Source organism: Streptomyces synnematoformans, from assembly GCF_039531005.1.
GTDB classification, from domain to species: Bacteria; Actinomycetota; Actinomycetes; order Streptomycetales; family Streptomycetaceae; genus Streptomyces; species Streptomyces synnematoformans.
In genome coordinates, this window is sequence record NZ_BAAAPF010000047.1 from 16,197 (window position 1) to 30,168 (window position 13,972).

At 72.9% G+C, this 13,972-nt stretch carries 17 protein-coding genes and 1 pseudogene; 8 read left to right on the forward strand and 10 right to left on the reverse strand.

What is annotated here, in order from left to right; translation table 11 throughout:
- Positions 1-8: 8 nt before the first annotated feature.
- A complete protein-coding gene (locus tag ABD317_RS10990) occupies positions 9-770 on the reverse strand; it encodes a class I SAM-dependent methyltransferase (protein ID WP_344289599.1) in 762 nt (253 codons plus the stop codon).
- 84 nt (positions 771-854) lie between these two features.
- Between ABD317_RS10990 and ABD317_RS10995 the strand changes: the two genes are divergently transcribed.
- Positions 855-1,811 carry a GlxA family transcriptional regulator gene (locus ABD317_RS10995; protein WP_344289600.1) on the forward strand — a complete coding sequence of 319 codons (957 nt, stop codon included), beginning with the start codon at positions 855-857 and terminating at the stop codon, positions 1,809-1,811.
- A 121-nt stretch (positions 1,812-1,932) separates the two neighbouring features.
- Complete coding sequence (gap, locus tag ABD317_RS11000; protein ID WP_344289601.1) at positions 1,933-2,931, forward strand: type I glyceraldehyde-3-phosphate dehydrogenase; 999 nt, start codon at positions 1,933-1,935, stop codon at positions 2,929-2,931.
- Positions 2,932-2,946: 15 nt separating this feature from the next.
- On the opposite strand, the gene ABD317_RS11005 is transcribed toward gap, so the two are convergent.
- The 4 genes from ABD317_RS11005 to ABD317_RS11020 form a co-directional block, all read right to left on the reverse strand.
- Positions 2,947-3,093, reverse strand: a complete 147-nt coding sequence (locus ABD317_RS11005) for a hypothetical protein (protein ID WP_344289602.1) — start codon at positions 3,091-3,093, stop codon at positions 2,947-2,949.
- On the reverse strand, positions 3,090-3,443 hold the full coding sequence (locus tag ABD317_RS11010) for a DUF6247 family protein (protein ID WP_027756778.1): 354 nt from the start codon (positions 3,441-3,443) through the stop codon (positions 3,090-3,092). Before ABD317_RS11010 ends, ABD317_RS11005 begins: the two co-directional genes overlap by 4 nt.
- Before the next feature lie 91 nt (positions 3,444-3,534).
- Positions 3,535-4,206: a peptide-methionine (S)-S-oxide reductase MsrA gene (gene msrA, locus ABD317_RS11015; protein ID WP_344289603.1), complete on the reverse strand. Its 672-nt coding sequence runs from the start codon at positions 4,204-4,206 to the stop codon at positions 3,535-3,537.
- A gap of 90 nt (positions 4,207-4,296) precedes the next feature.
- The gene (locus ABD317_RS11020; protein WP_344289604.1) at positions 4,297-5,388 is read right to left on the reverse strand and encodes a hypothetical protein; all 1,092 of its coding nucleotides are present in this window, start codon (positions 5,386-5,388) and stop codon (positions 4,297-4,299) included.
- 122 nt (positions 5,389-5,510) lie between these two features.
- Here ABD317_RS11020 and ABD317_RS11025 point away from each other — a divergent pair, with 122 nt between their 5' ends.
- Positions 5,511-6,656 carry a cystathionine gamma-synthase gene (locus ABD317_RS11025; protein WP_344289605.1) on the forward strand — a complete coding sequence of 382 codons (1,146 nt, stop codon included), beginning with the start codon at positions 5,511-5,513 and terminating at the stop codon, positions 6,654-6,656.
- Between the two features lie 100 nt (positions 6,657-6,756).
- On the opposite strand, the gene ABD317_RS11030 is transcribed toward ABD317_RS11025, so the two are convergent.
- From ABD317_RS11030 to ABD317_RS11040, 3 genes are read right to left on the reverse strand one after another with little or no spacing between them, the layout of a single operon-like run.
- Positions 6,757-7,011, reverse strand: coding sequence for a hypothetical protein (locus ABD317_RS11030; protein ID WP_037782296.1), 255 nt, complete (start codon positions 7,009-7,011; stop codon positions 6,757-6,759).
- Positions 7,008-7,487, reverse strand: a complete 480-nt coding sequence (locus ABD317_RS11035; protein ID WP_344289606.1) for a sigma factor-like helix-turn-helix DNA-binding protein — start codon at positions 7,485-7,487, stop codon at positions 7,008-7,010. Before ABD317_RS11035 ends, ABD317_RS11030 begins: the two co-directional genes overlap by 4 nt.
- 54 nt (positions 7,488-7,541) lie before the next feature.
- On the reverse strand, positions 7,542-8,090 hold the full coding sequence (locus ABD317_RS11040) for a MarR family winged helix-turn-helix transcriptional regulator (RefSeq protein ID WP_344289607.1): 549 nt from the start codon (positions 8,088-8,090) through the stop codon (positions 7,542-7,544).
- Positions 8,091-8,263: 173 nt separating this feature from the next.
- On the opposite strand from ABD317_RS11040, the gene ilvA reads away from it, so the two are divergent.
- The 3 genes from ilvA to ABD317_RS11055 all read left to right on the forward strand — a co-directional run bounded on the left by ilvA (position 8,264) and on the right by ABD317_RS11055 (position 11,601).
- Positions 8,264-9,487: a threonine ammonia-lyase gene (ilvA, locus tag ABD317_RS11045; protein WP_344289608.1), complete on the forward strand. Its 1,224-nt coding sequence runs from the start codon at positions 8,264-8,266 to the stop codon at positions 9,485-9,487.
- A gap of 246 nt (positions 9,488-9,733) precedes the next feature.
- Complete coding sequence (locus ABD317_RS11050; protein ID WP_344289609.1) at positions 9,734-10,747, forward strand: ATP-binding cassette domain-containing protein; 1,014 nt, start codon at positions 9,734-9,736, stop codon at positions 10,745-10,747.
- A complete protein-coding gene (locus ABD317_RS11055; RefSeq protein ID WP_425582332.1) occupies positions 10,744-11,601 on the forward strand; it encodes an ABC transporter permease in 858 nt (285 codons plus the stop codon). The genes ABD317_RS11050 and ABD317_RS11055 overlap by 4 nt, the downstream gene beginning before the upstream one ends.
- A gap of 103 nt (positions 11,602-11,704) precedes the next feature.
- Here ABD317_RS11055 and greA read toward each other — a convergent pair whose 3' ends face one another.
- Positions 11,705-12,202, reverse strand: a complete 498-nt coding sequence (gene greA / locus ABD317_RS11060; RefSeq protein WP_027754545.1) for a transcription elongation factor GreA — start codon at positions 12,200-12,202, stop codon at positions 11,705-11,707.
- Between the two features lie 145 nt (positions 12,203-12,347).
- Complete coding sequence (locus ABD317_RS11065; RefSeq protein WP_027754544.1) at positions 12,348-12,758, reverse strand: DUF4307 domain-containing protein; 411 nt, start codon at positions 12,756-12,758, stop codon at positions 12,348-12,350.
- 112 nt (positions 12,759-12,870) lie between these two features.
- On the opposite strand from ABD317_RS11065, the gene mca reads away from it, so the two are divergent.
- Together mca and ABD317_RS11075 are read left to right on the forward strand one after the other, a co-directional pair.
- Positions 12,871-13,743 carry a mycothiol conjugate amidase Mca gene (mca, locus tag ABD317_RS11070; protein ID WP_027754543.1) on the forward strand — a complete coding sequence of 291 codons (873 nt, stop codon included), beginning with the start codon at positions 12,871-12,873 and terminating at the stop codon, positions 13,741-13,743.
- Between the two features lie 4 nt (positions 13,744-13,747).
- Positions 13,748-13,972: pseudogene (locus tag ABD317_RS11075) on the forward strand (hypothetical protein); the annotation flags it as partial.

The following is a 13,972-nucleotide window of genomic DNA, read 5'->3' on the forward strand; positions in this document are numbered from 1 at the left end:
CGTCGCGGTCACGCGCGCCGGAGGGTGAGCAGCGTCCCGGGAGCCACCGGCGCGGGCGCCCGCGGCGCCGCGGCGACCCGGCGCTCCAACTCGGCGAAGCCGGCGTCGACGTCGGCCTCCCGCATGTGCTCGAAGACGGAGAACGCGCGCGTACGCAGCCGGGCCAGCGCCTCCGCCCACGTGCCCGGGGCGGGCAGCTCGACCTCCGCCACCGACGCCAGCTCCCACCCCGCCGCCTCGAACGTGGCGCGCACCGCCGACAGCGGCTCGTAGAGCGCACCGAGGATCTCCCGGCCCCGCGGGAAGGCGTCGATGTACCACAGGGCGGGCAGCCGGTCGGTGAGTTCGGTGCGCAGCAGCAGGGTGCCGCCGGGGCGGAGCACCCGGTGCAACTCGCGGGCGCCGGCGGGCTTGTCCCGTACGTGGTGCCAGACGAGGAAGCTCAGGCCGAAGTCGACCGCCCCGTCCGGCAGCGGCAGCGCCTCCGCCCGCCCGGGGACGTACGCGACCCGCGGATGCGCCGCGTGCGCGACCGCCTGCTCGCGCATCCGCCGCGACGGCTCGACGCCGGTGACCGGGCCGCCGAACTCCGCGGCGAGCAGCGGCGCGAACCGTCCGGTGCCGGAGCCGAGGTCCAGCCCGCGCAGCGGGCGGACGGCGAGGAGGCGGGCGGCGAAGGCGCGGGCCCAGGCGGCGCGTTGGGCGCCGGTGAGCGCGCGGCCCGCGGCGTAGCCGCGGTGCAGGCGGTCGTCGTAGTCCACGGGGCGCATGCCCGGTTCCTACCCCCGCCGCGCCCCGCCCACCGCCGGCGCCGTCCCGCCCACCCGGGTCCCGATTCTGCGTACCGTGGACCCGTGCCAGCCTCCCGCCTCCGCCGCGTCGCCGTCCTCGTGCTCGAAGGCGCCAAACCGCTCGACGCCGGCATCCCCGCGCAGGTCTTCAGCACCCGCCGGAGCATGCCGTACGAGGTGCGCGTGTGCGGCGCCGCACCCGGGCTCGTGACCGGCGGCGACGGCCTCTCGTACCACGTCGCGCACGGCCTCTCCGCGCTCACCTGGGCCGACATCGTCTTCGTGCCCGGCTACCGCTTCCCCGACCGCGACGACCCGCCGCCGGCCGTCACCGCCGCGCTGACCGCCGCCCACCGCCGCGGCGCCCGCCTCGCCGCCATCTCCACCGGCGCCTTCGCCCTCGCCGCCACCGGCCTCCTCGACGGCCTCCGCGCCACCACCCACTGGCACTACACGCGGGCGCTCGCCGCGAAGCACCCGGAGGTGCGGGTCGACGAGAACGTGCTCTTCGTCGACGAAGGCAGCGTGCTGACCTCCGCCGGCGCCGCCTCCGGCATCGACCTGTGCCTGCACATCCTGCGCGGCGACCTCGGCGTGGCCGCGTCCAACCACGCCGCCCGGCGCCTGGTGGCGGCCCCGTACCGCAGCGGCGGCCAGGCGCAGTACGTGCCGCGCAGCGTGCCGGAGCCGCTCGGCGAGCGGTTCGCCGCGACCCGGGAGTGGGCGCTGCACCGGCTCGGCGAGCCGCTCACCCTGGAGGCGCTGGCCAGGCACGCGGGGGTGTCCCCGCGCACGTTCTCGCGGCGCTTCGTGGACGACACCGGCTACACGCCGATGCAGTGGGTCATGCGGGCCCGTGTCGACGTGGCGCGCGAGCTGCTGGAGCGCTCGGAGCAGAGCGTCGAGCAGATCGCCGACCACGTCGGCCTCGGCACCGGCGCGAACCTGCGGCTGCACTTCCAGCGGATCCTGGGCACGACGCCGAGCGAGTACCGGCGCACCTTCGCGAGAGGCGAGTAGGCGGCCGGAGCGGCTGGCGAGATCCTTGCGGAGTGTGGCATGCGCGCCGCTGTCACAGCCCCGTGAGACGGGCGAACCTGCTGGTGAGTAACACCGTTGAAACCCGGAAGGCAGGACGTCCATGACCCGCATCGCCATCAACGGATTCGGCCGCATCGGCCGCAACGTGCTGCGCGCACTGCTGGAGCGTGACAGCACCCTCGACGTCGTCGCCGTCAACGACCTCGCCGACCCCGCCACCCTCGCGCGGCTCCTGTCCTACGACACCACCGCCGGCCGCCTGGGCCGCCCCGTCACCGTCGACGGCGACACGCTCGTCGTCGACGGCCGCCGCATCAAGGTGCTCGCGGAGCGGGAGCCGGCGAAGCTGCCGTGGACCGAACTCGGGGTGGACCTCGCGCTCGAAGCCACCGGCCGCTTCACCGCCGCCGACGCCGCCCGCGCGCACCTCGACGCGGGCGCGCGCAAGGTCCTCGTCGGCGCCCCCTCCGCCGGCGCGGACGTGACCCTCGCGCCCGGCGTCAACACCGAGGCGTACGACCCGCAGGCGCACACCGTCGTCTCGAACGCCTCCTGCACCACCAACGCGCTCGCCCCGCTGGCCGCCGTCCTGGACGAACTCGCCGGCATCGAGCACGGCTTCATGACCACGGTGCACGCCTACACCCAGGAGCAGAACCTCCAGGACGGCCCCCACCGCGACGCCCGCCGCGCCCGCGCCGCCGCCGTCAACATCGCCCCCACCACGACGGGCGCGGCCAAGGCCATCGGCCTCGTGCTCCCCGGCCTGGACGGCAAGCTGTCCGGCGACTCCATCCGCGTCCCGGTCCCGGTCGGCTCCCTGGTCGAACTCAACACCACCGTCACCCGCGACGTGACCCGCGACGACGTCCTCGCCGCCTACCGCACCGCCGCCGAAGGCCGCCTCGCCGGCATCCTCGAATACACCGAAGACCCCCTCGTCTCCTCCGACATCACCGGCAACCCCGCCTCGGCCGTCTTCGACTCGGCCCTCACCCGCGTCGACGGCCGCCACGTCAAGGTGGTCGCCTGGTACGACAACGAGTGGGGCTTCTCCCACCGCGTCATCGACACCCTCGAACTCCTCGCCACCGGCTGATACGCCGGATTTCGGCTACAGGTCGTCGAGCGGGGGCACGATGCGGACGATGACGATCAGCGGATCCCGCGGCGCCACGAGGGCGGCCACAACGTGTTCGGGGATGCCGCCTGCGACATGGGCCTGATCGGGGTCGAACTCCCAGCGCCAGTCTGTGCTCACCGGATCGGGATGCCAAGGGCCGCGTGGGCGTCGTCCAGCATCTTGCCGATCTCGGATGCGGCCTGGCGGACCTGCCCGGCGTCGCTCGACTCGGCCACGTCCTCCCAGTGGCGCAACTGCCGTGCCAGGTCGGGCTGACGCTGGATGTAGACGTACACGGACCACTGCGCGACGAACCGCCGCAGCGGCCCCAGCTCGGAGCCCTGCCGCGACTGGTCGGCCGCTTGGTCCAGCTCGCGGGCGAAGGCCGGCAGGGCGGCGGGCGCGATCTGGCTGACGGCCTGTCGCAAGGCCGTGACCGTCGGCGGCGGCTGGGGGATGAGCGGCTGCCCGGCGGCGGAGGTGGTCATTGTGCTCCCATGGGCGCGATTCTGATCCCTCGCGGCAGCGTACCGGGCGCATGTCCGTTCCCGCCGCTCGAACGAGTGAGGGAGAAGCGATTCAGCTCTCCGCCGAGGCGATGCCCACCGGGCACGCCACCCCGGTCCCGCCGGTGCCGCAGTAGCCGTTCGGGTTCTTCGCGTCCGACAGGTACTGCTGGTGGTAGCCCTCCGCCGGGTGGAAGGGGCGGTTGGCCGACGGGGCTATCTCCGTGGTGATGTCGCCGTAGCCCGAGGCGTTCAGGACCTGCTGGTACGCGGCGCGGGAGGTGGTGGCCGCGGTGGTCTGGGCGGGGGTGTGGGTGTAGATCGCCGAGCGGTACTGGGTGCCGATGTCGTTGCCCTGGCGGAAGCCCTGGGTGGGGTCGTGGGACTCCCAGAAGAGCTTGAGCAGTTCCTCGTACGACACGACCGCCGGGTCGTACACCACGCGGACGGCCTCCGTGTGGGCCGTCTGGCCCGTGCAGACCTCCTCGTACGTCGGGTGGGCCGTGTGCCCGCCCTGGTAGCCGACGAGCGTCGTCCACACACCCGGCGTCTGCCAGAAGCGGCGCTCCGCCCCCCAGAAGCAGCCCAGCGCGAAGTCCGCGACCTCCAGTCCCTCCGGGTACGGGCCCGCGAGGGGGTTGCCCAGCACCGTGTGGCGCTCGGGGACGGAGAAGGCGGGCTCGGGGCGGCCGGGGATCGCCTCGTCCTTCGTGACGAGCTGGTTCTTGTGGCGGTTCAGGAACATCTCTCCGGCCTCCTCCGCTGACGACGCTCGCGCCTCCCGCACTCCCGGCCCACTCCCGAAACGTACCGCGCCGCTCCGACATTCCCGCCGTCACTTCAGCGCCGCGCCCCGGCCGCCCTCGTATCCCGCCACCGCCAGCGCCCGGTACGCGGCGTACTCCGCCGCCGGCTGCTCGCTCAGCGACCACGGGAGCGCGCCCACGTACCCGTCCACGTGGCGGATCTGCTCCAGCGCCTCCTCGTACCGCTCCGCCCGCACCAGGAAGCACGCCAGCAGGTGCCGGACGTGCGGCAGCATCGGGTGGTCCGCCGCGGCGTGGTGGACCGCGTACTGCGCGCCCTCGATCGCCTCCCGGACGACCTCGCCCTCGTACAGCCCGCGCACCAGGTTCGCCTCCGGCAGGTGCTCCCAGACCGCGAACAGCGGCAGCGCCGGCAGCAGCGTCCCCGGCCCCGCCGAGCCGGCCGCGCGCTGCGCGAAGTCGTACGCCGCCTCCCGCGAGCCGTGCCACTTCTCGCAGGCGTACTGCAGCGCCGCGAGATGCGCGCCCATGTGGTCGCCGGCGCGCTGCTCGACCGTGTGCCACAGCTCCTCGAAGTCCGCCTCGCGGTAGTGGGCGCCGCGGGCGACGGCCAGCTCGATGATGTACGGCATGGGGCCGCCCGGCGCGAGCACCGCGGCCTCCGCGCAGACCTTCTTCGCCTCCTCCAGGATCACCGGGAACTCCTCGGCCGACGACCCGGCCAGCCACGCCTGCCGGACCAGGAACTCCGCGTGCACCTCGGCCCCGCCCGCGTCCTTCGGCCGCTCCGCCCGCCACGACCGCAGCCACGCGCCGCCCTCGCCCGGGGCCTGCGCCAGCTCGAAGGCCGCGGCGCCCGCCAGGGTCTGCACGCGCTGCCAGCGCAGCTCCCAGTCGTCGTCGGTGAGCGCGAGCAGCCGGGAGGCGGCCTCCCAGTCCCCGTCCTGCGCCAGCTCCTGCAGGACCTCGGCGAGCTGCGGGTCGGGGCCGGGGAGGCGGACGTCCAGCTCGTCCACGGGCACGAAGCCGTAGCCGCCGGCCGGGTCGACGGCCCTGGCGTCCGTCTGCACCACCTCCCGGCCGCCCCGGGCCCGCCGCAGCATCGGCACGGCCACCCAGGCGATCAGGGCGATGACGAGGAGTGCGAACAACAGTTCCATTGATATGTCCTGGCTTCTCACGGGAGGTGCGGTCCGGGCGGCTGCACGTACGGGTTCCTCCCCTCCAGCAAACCAGACGGCAGCGCGCAGCGGCCCCCCTCCAGGGCTTATCCTCGGGCCGCATGAGCGAGCCCAGCTTCGAGACCGTCGCCATCCACGCGGGCCAGGAGCCCGACCCGGCGACGGGCGCGGTCGTACCGCCGATCCACCAGGTGTCCACGTACAAGCAGGACGGCGTGGGAGGCCTGCGCGGAGGCTACGAGTACAGCCGTTCCGCGAACCCCACCCGCACCGCCCTGGAGCAGAACCTCGCCGCGCTGGAGGGCGGGGCCCGCGGCCTCGCGTTCGCCTCCGGGCTGGCCGCCGAGGACTGCCTGCTGCGCACCGTGCTCGTCCCCGGTGACCACGTGGTCATCCCGGACGACGCGTACGGCGGCTCCTTCCGGCTGTTCGCGCAGGTCGCGGCGCGCTGGGGGGTGGAGTTCTCGGTCGCGCACACCTCGGACCCGGCGGCGGTACGGGCCGCGCTGACCGACCGCACGAAGGCGGTGTGGGTCGAGACGCCCAGCAACCCGCTGCTCGGCATCACCGATATCGCCGCCTCCGCCGCCGTCGCGCACGAGGCCGGCGCGCTGCTCGTCGTCGACAACACCTTCGCCAGCCCCTACCTGCAGCAGCCCCTGGCCCTCGGCGCGGACGTCGTCGTGCACTCCACGACGAAGTACATGGGCGGGCACTCGGACGTCGTCGGCGGCGCGCTCGTCGTGGCCGACCGCGAGCTGGGCGAGCGGCTGGCGTTCCACCAGAACGCGATGGGCGCGGTGGCCGGCCCGTTCGACGCCTGGCTGGTGCTGCGCGGCATCAAGACGCTGGCCGTACGGATGGACCGGCACAGCGCCAACGCGGCGCGCGTCGCGCACATGCTGGACCGGCACGCGCGCGTGACGCACGTCTACTACCCGGGCCTCGAAGAGCACCCCGGGCACGAGACGGCCGCGAAGCAGATGCGCGACTTCGGCGGCATGGTGTCGTTCCGGGTCGAGGGCGGCGAGGAGGCGGCGGTCGAGGTCTGCAACCGGGCGCGGCTGTTCATCCTGGGGGAGTCGCTGGGCGGCGTCGAGTCGCTGATCGAGCACCCGGGGCGGATGACGCACGCCTCGGCGGCCGGGTCGCCGCTGGAGGTGCCGGACGACCTGGTGCGGCTGTCGGTCGGGATCGAGTCGGTGGACGACCTGCTGGCGGACCTCACGCAGGCGCTCGGCGGCTGACGCGCCCGCCGGCCGGCTCCGACGGCCCCGGCGGGGCTACGGCCCCCGCGGGCCTACCGGTCCCCGCGGGGCTACGGCCCCGCCAGGGGTGCCTGCGGCCTCACCAGCCCTCGAAGTCCGGCGTCGTCTCCGCCGGGTCGTCCACCCACGTGCCGCTCACCACCGCCCACACCGTCAGCGCCACCAGCGCCGCGACGAGCAGCAGCCACACCCCGCCGCGCAGCAGCAGCCGGCGGCGCAGCAGCCGCCGGCCGCGGTCGGCGGCCAGCCGCGCGAGCTGCGGCGGCACGGTCGGGGGTGGGCCGTCGAGGAGGTCGCGTACGGCCTGTTCCTTGCGGGCGTTGATCGAGATCACGGCGTCGCCACCTCCGGCCGGGTACGGCCGGCGGCCGGCGGGCGCCGGCTCAGCATGGCGGCGCTGGCGCGCAGCAGTATCTGGTGGACCCGCTCGGGCGGCAGCCCGAGCACGGCGGCGGTCTGCTCCTCGGCGACGCCCTCGGACATCCGCAGCACGAGCACCAGCCGCTCCTGCGGCGAGAGCCGGTCGAGCAGGCCGCCGGAGCTGCGCCGGTAGCGCCAGGCGGTCTGCGCGAAGCGGGAGACGAGCTGCTGGCGGGCCGCCTCGTACGGATCCTCGCCGCGCAGCCGGTCCCAGCCGGCGTACGTACGGGCCAGGGACCGGACCAGCAGCCGTTCGGCCTGCGGGGCGTCGTCCGGCGGCTCGGCGGTGAGCAGGTGGGCGACATGCAGCAGCCGGCCGGCCGCGCCCGCGCAGAAGGCCTCGAACTCCAGGGCGCGGCGGCGCTTCTGTGCCGAGCGCCGCTGACGCACCGCGCTGCTCCCTTCACCGCCCTCGTCTAATAGGACGGCAGCCGGGCGCCGGGGTCAAGACTCCGGAAGCACCGGCCTGACGCTGGCCGCCCCGTCCTGCGGGGTCTGCTGCCGCTCCTCCGGCTGTCCGGTGTTGGCCTCGGAGACCGAGGTGTTGAAGCGGGTGAGCAGCGTGCAGAACGTGGCACGTTCCGCCTCCGTCCAGTCGGAGGTCAGCTGCGCGACCAGCTCGCGCCGCGACTGCTGCACCTCGTGCAGCCGCGCCCGGCCGAGCGGCGACAGCTCCAGCACGACGGCGCGGCCGTCCTCCGGGTGCGTGGCGCGTTCGACCAGCCCGCCGTCGACGAGCGGCGCGACCTGCCGGGTCACGGTGGAGGAGTCGATGCCCATGCCGGCGGCGAGGGCCTTGACGCCCGTGGGGCCGTACTGCTCCAGGCGGTTGAGCAGCAGGTACGCGGCGCGGTCCATCGAGTTGCGCACCTGGCCGAGGCCGGCCAGGCGGGTCTGCTCGGCGCGGCGGGCGAAGACGGCCAGCTGGTGCTGCAGGTCGTTGAGCAGGTCGGGCACCGGTGGGGTGTCGGTCGGGGAAAGGGGGGAGGGCATGGACGGTGCTCACTTCGTGAGGACGTGTGCTGTGCGGATCGGTGCGTGGGGCAAGGTGCGTAGGACGGCGCTGGACATTCGCATTCGAACTGGGCCACAGATTACGCGCACCAGGCCGGGTGCCGTACGGCCTGTGGAAAACCCGCGTCGTCTCAGCGTGCGAGACTGTCGATATGAGCGCAGCCGCGGCCGGTGCCGTCAGCCTGGACGACGTACGCGACGCACAGCGGATGCTCGCCGGCATCTCCCGGGTCACCGCGCTGGAGGGCAGCAGGTTCCTCTCCCGGCTGGTCGCCGAGCCGGTCCATCTGAAGTGCGAGAACCTGCAGCGCACCGGTTCGTTCAAACTGCGCGGCGCGTACGTGCGCATCGCCGGGCTGGACGCGGAGCAGCGCGCCCGCGGCGTGGTCGCCGCCAGCGCGGGCAACCACGCGCAGGGCGTGGCCCTGGCGGCGTCGCTGCTGGACGTGCGCTCGACGGTCTTCATGCCGGTCGGCGCCCCGCTGCCCAAGGTGGCCGCGACGCTGGACTACGGCGCGGACGTACGGCTGCACGGCCACGTCGTCGACGAGACGCTGGAGGCGGCGGAGGCGTACGCCGCGGCGACCGGCGCCGTTCTCATCCACCCCTTCGACCACCCCGACGTGGTGGCGGGGCAGGGCACGGTCGGCCTGGAGGTGCTGGAGCAGTGCCCGGAGGTGTCGACGATCGTGGTGGGGATCGGCGGCGGGGGGCTCGCGGCCGGGATCGCGACGGCGGTGCAGGCGGTACGGCCCGACGTGCGGATCGTCGGGGTGCAGGCCGAGGACGCGGCCGCGTACCCGCCGTCGCTCGCGGCCGGGCGGCCGGTGGCGCTGGAGTCGTTCGGGACGATGGCGGACGGCATCCAGGTCGGCAAGCCGGGCGACGTCCCGTTCAAAATCATTGGCGAGCACGTGGACGAGGTGCGTACGGTCTCCGAGGACGAGTTGTCCGCCGCGGTACTGCTGTGCCTGGAGCGGGCGAAGCTGGTCGTCGAGCCGGCCGGGGCGGCCCCGGTCGCCGCGCTGCTGGCCGACCCGGACTCCTTCGGGGGCGGACCGGTGGTGGCGGTGCTCTCCGGCGGGAACGTCGACCCGCTGCTCGTCCAGCGCATCCTGCGCCACGGCATGGCCGCGGCGGGGCGGTACCTGTCGCTGCGGCTGCGGGTGACGGACCGGCCGGGGACGCTCGCGACGCTGCTGGGGGTGTTGTCAGAGGCGGACGCTAACGTCCTCGACGTGAGCCACGTGCGTACCGATCCGCGCCTGGGGCTCACGGAGGCCGAGGTCGAGCTACAGCTGGAGACCAAGGGGCGGGAGCACTGTGATCGGGTGCTCGCGGCGCTCCGGAAAGCCGGGTACACGGTGACTGCCTGACACACGACGACCGCATGGAGCACGACAGGTACGACGAGCACGGCGCACGGCCCGACGCACGACCCGTGGCGCGCCCCGCGCACACCCGCGCTCGCGACTGAGCCCCTCGCGACTTGACGCGATATATCGCGTGTTCTACTCTCCTGCTGTTGCCCGGCCGCGCGCTCATGTCTGACATTTGTTGAGAAGCGCCTCCAGCCCACCGCCCATCCACCACCGACTTCCATCCAACCTGGGGAGATTTCTATGCCAGGCGCCATCCATGCCGAGGGGCTGGTCAAGCACTTCGGCGATGTGCGGGCACTGGACGGCGTCGATCTCGACGTCCCCGAAGGCTCCGTCCTCGGCCTGCTCGGCCCCAACGGAGCCGGCAAGACCACCGCCGTACGCGTGCTGACCACGCTGCTCCGGCCCGACGCCGGCCGCGCCGAGGTCGCGGGGCTCGACGTCCTCCAGCACCCCAACGAGGTGCGCAGGTCCATCGGCCTGTCCGGCCAGTTCGCCGCGGTCGACGAGTATCTGACCGGCCGGGAGAACCTCCAGATGGTCGGCCAGCTCTACCAGCTGAGCGCGCGCGACGCGAAGGCCCGCGCCGGCGCGCTCCTGGAGCGGTTCAACCTCGCCGACGCCGCGGACCGCACGGCCAAGACGTACTCCGGCGGCATGCGCCGGCGGCTCGACCTGGCCGCCGCGCTCGTCGTCGAGCCGCCCGTGATGTTCATGGACGAGCCGACCACCGGCCTCGACCCGCGCAACCGGCAGGCGCTCTGGGACGTCATCCAGGAGCTGGTCAAGGGCGGCACGACGCTGCTGCTCACCACGCAGTACCTGGAAGAGGCCGACCACCTGGCGCACGACATCTGCGTCATCGACCACGGCCGCGTCATCGCGCGCGGCACCTCCGACGAGCTGAAGGCCCGCACCGGCGGCGAGCGCGTCGAGGTCGTCGTGCACCAGCGCGACGAGATCTTCGCCGCCAGCGAGGTGCTCGGCGCCCTCGGCCAGGGCGAGGTCACGGTCGCGGACCACACCCGCAAGCTCACCGTGCCCGTCAGCGGCGGCGCCCGGCTGCTCGCCGACGTCATCCGGGACCTGGACGAGCGCGGCATCGCCATCGACGACATCGGGCTGCGCCGGCCCACGCTGGACGACGTGTTCATCTCGCTGACCGGCCACGCCGCCGAGACCGAGAACGGGAACGCAACCGAGGGCGGCGACGGAAAGGCCGCCGACGACGCCGTGAAGGAGACCGCACAGTGACCGCCTCGACCGCCCCGGCGCGCCCCGCCCCCGCGGCGCCGCCCGCCCTGGGGGGCGTCGGCCAGTCCGCCCGCGACTCGCTGGTCGTCGCCAAGCGCAACCTGCTCCGGATGTCCCGGATACCGGAAGTGGTCATCTTCGGCCTGATCCAGCCGATCATGTTCGTGGTGCTGTTCTCGTACGTGTTCGGCGGCTCCATGAACGTCGGCGGCAGTACGGACTCCGAGATCTACCGCGAGTTCCTGATGGCCGGCATCTTCGCCCAGACCGTCACCTTCGCCACCGCGGGAGCCGGCGCCGGCATAGCCGAGGACATGCACAAGGGCCTCATAGACCGCTTCCGGTCGCTGCCGATGGCCCGCGGCGCGGTCCTCACCGGCCGCACCCTCGCCGACCTGGTGCAGACCGCCCTGACGCTGGTCGTGCTGGCCGTCGTCGCCGCGCTGGTCGGCTGGCGGATCCACGAGGGTGTGCCGAAGGCGCTGGCCGCCTTCGGCCTGCTGCTCCTGCTCGGGTACGCCTTCACCTGGGTCGGCGCGCTCATCGGCCTGTCGGTGCGCACGCCCGAGGCGGCCACGTCCGGCGGGCTGGTCTGGCTGTTCCCGGTGACGTTCGTCTCGAACGCCTTCGTGGACTCGGGCAACATGACCTCCTGGCTGCGGCACATCGCGGACTGGAACCCCTTCAGCGCGACCGTGCAGGCGTGCCGCGAGCTGTTCGGCAACCCGGGCGTCGTCCAGTCCGACGCCTGGCCGATGCAGCACCCGGTGCTGGCCTCGCTGATGTACTCCGTCGTCATCATCGTGATCTTCCGCACGCTGGCCGTGCGGAAGTACCGCAACTCCGCCGGGTGACGCACCCGGCGCCGCAGGCCGGCGCACGCCGAAGCCCCCGGCGCGGGAACCTCGGTTCCCCTGCCGGGGGCTTTCGTGCCGGGCTGCTGCGTCCGACGCGCGGTCAGGCGGCGTACGGCTTGGCGTCGAGGATCGTCACCATCGCGGTCTTGCCGTTGGGCAGCTCGTAGCTGGCCTCCTCGCCGACCTTCTTGCCGTTGACTCCCATACCCAGCGGCGACTGCGGCGAGTACGTCTCGACGTCCCCGGTCGCGTACTCCCGGGAGGCCATCAGGAAGGTCAGGGTGTCGCTCTCGTCGCCGTCGAAGGCGATCGTGACGACCATCCCGGGCTCGACGACGCCGTCGTCCGGCGGAGCCTCGCCGACCTTCGCGTTCTCGAGCAGCTGCTGGAGCTGGCGCACGCGCAGCTCCTGCTTGCCCTGCTCCTCCTTGGCCGCGTGATACCCGCCGTTCTCCCGCAGGTCACCCTCCTCACGAGCCGCCTCGATCTTCTTGGCGATCTCGGTGCGTGCGGGACCCGACAGGTGCTCCAGCTCGGCCTTGAGCTGGTCATACGCCTCCTGGGTCAGCCAGGTGACGTTGTCGCTGGTCTGGGTCACAGGTGCTCCTCGTCGGTGGTGGTTCTGGTGCTGGGGGACTTCTCATGCGTCTGGGATGCAGCAATCGCCCTACCCAGAAGAATTGCGCCTTCGTGGGTGGGGCGAAACCACGATCGTAACAATTCCGGCAGCGGGACGGCGAGTGTTACCGCTCGTCGGCCGCCTTGCAGCCGACCAGCTCGGCGTTGGCGCCGCGCGTGGCGGTGCGGATCGACACCACGGTGTCGACGCGCGTCTTCGGCTCGTCGATGCGCACGTCGCGGATGCCGGCCTCCGACTTGTCCGCTGCCAGCGAACGCAGCGTGCAGATCGCGTCGACGTCCGTCTTCTTGCGGACCTCGATGTGCACCTGCACCTCGTGGTCGGACACGACCTGGTAGCGGATCAGCTCGCCGGACGCCTTCGAACCGGCCGTCGCGTCGACAGCGCTCCAGGCCACGAAGCCGAGGGCGGCGGCGCCGAGCACGGCGCCGACGGCCTTCAGCCGCCGGTCGGCACGGGCGTCGGCCGAGCGGCCGTAGCGGCCCTCGGGCGGCGTCTGGGGCGCACCGGCCATGATGGTCCCTCCGGGCAGAGCGGCTGGCTGCGGCTGACGGCGGAATGAATTGTCAGTCCGCTCAGTCACTATAGAAGCCGGCTTAGAGGATCTGTTACCGAGGACTGAATCTGTGAGCGATGACCTGCGGCTGATGGCCGTCCATGCACACCCCGACGACGAGTCGAGCAAGGGTGCGGCCACCATGGCCAAGTACGTGTCGGAGGGCGTCGAGGTCCTGGTCGCCACCTGCACGGGGGGCGAGCGGGGGTCGATCCTGAACCCGAAGCTCCAGGGCGATGCCTTCATCGAGAAGAACATGCACGAAGTACGGCGCAAGGAGATGGCCGAGGCGCGGGAGATCCTCGGCGTGAAGCAGGCGTGGCTGGGGTTCGTCGACTCCGGGCTGCCGGAGGGGGACCCGCTGCCGCCGCTGCCCGACGGCTGCTTCGCCCTGAAGGACGTCGACGAGGCGGCGGAGGCGCTCGTCCGGCTGATCCGCGAGTTCAAGCCGCAGGTCATCACGACCTACGACGAGAACGGCGGCTATCCGCACCCCGACCACATCATGACCCACAAGATCACCATGGCCGCCTTCGAGGCAGCCGGCGACCCCGCGCGCTACCCGGACGCGGGCGAGCCCTGGCAGCCGCTGAAGGTCTACTACAACCAGGGCTTCAACCGGCCGCGTACGGTCGCGCTGCACGAGGCGATGCTCGAACGCGGTCTGGAGTCGCCGTACGGGGAGTGGCTGGAGCGGTGGAAGCAGTTCGAGCGCAAGGAGCGCACGATCACGACGTACGTGCCGTGCGCCGACTTCTTCGCGATCCGGGACAAGGCGCTGATCGCGCACGCCACGCAGATCGACCCCGACGGGCCGTTCTTCAAGATCCCGATGGAGATCCAGCAGGAGGTCTGGCCGACCGAGGAGTACGAGCTGGCGAAGTCGCTCGTGGACACTTCCCTCCCCGAGGACGACCTCTTCGCCGGTATCCGCGACAATTGACCGTGTGAACACCACATTGGCTGCCGACCTCGTCCCGCTCGCCGACGAGCTCGACAAGAACAAGGTCACGCCGGGCGTCCTCGGCTTCATCGTCTTCGCGCTGCTCGGCGTCGCGGTGTGGTTCCTGCTGAAGAGCATGAACCGGCACCTGGGCCGCGTCGACTTCAAGGAGCGCACCGACCGCGGCGACGGCGGCACGGGCCCGGGCGGTCGCCGCCCGGGCGGCGAC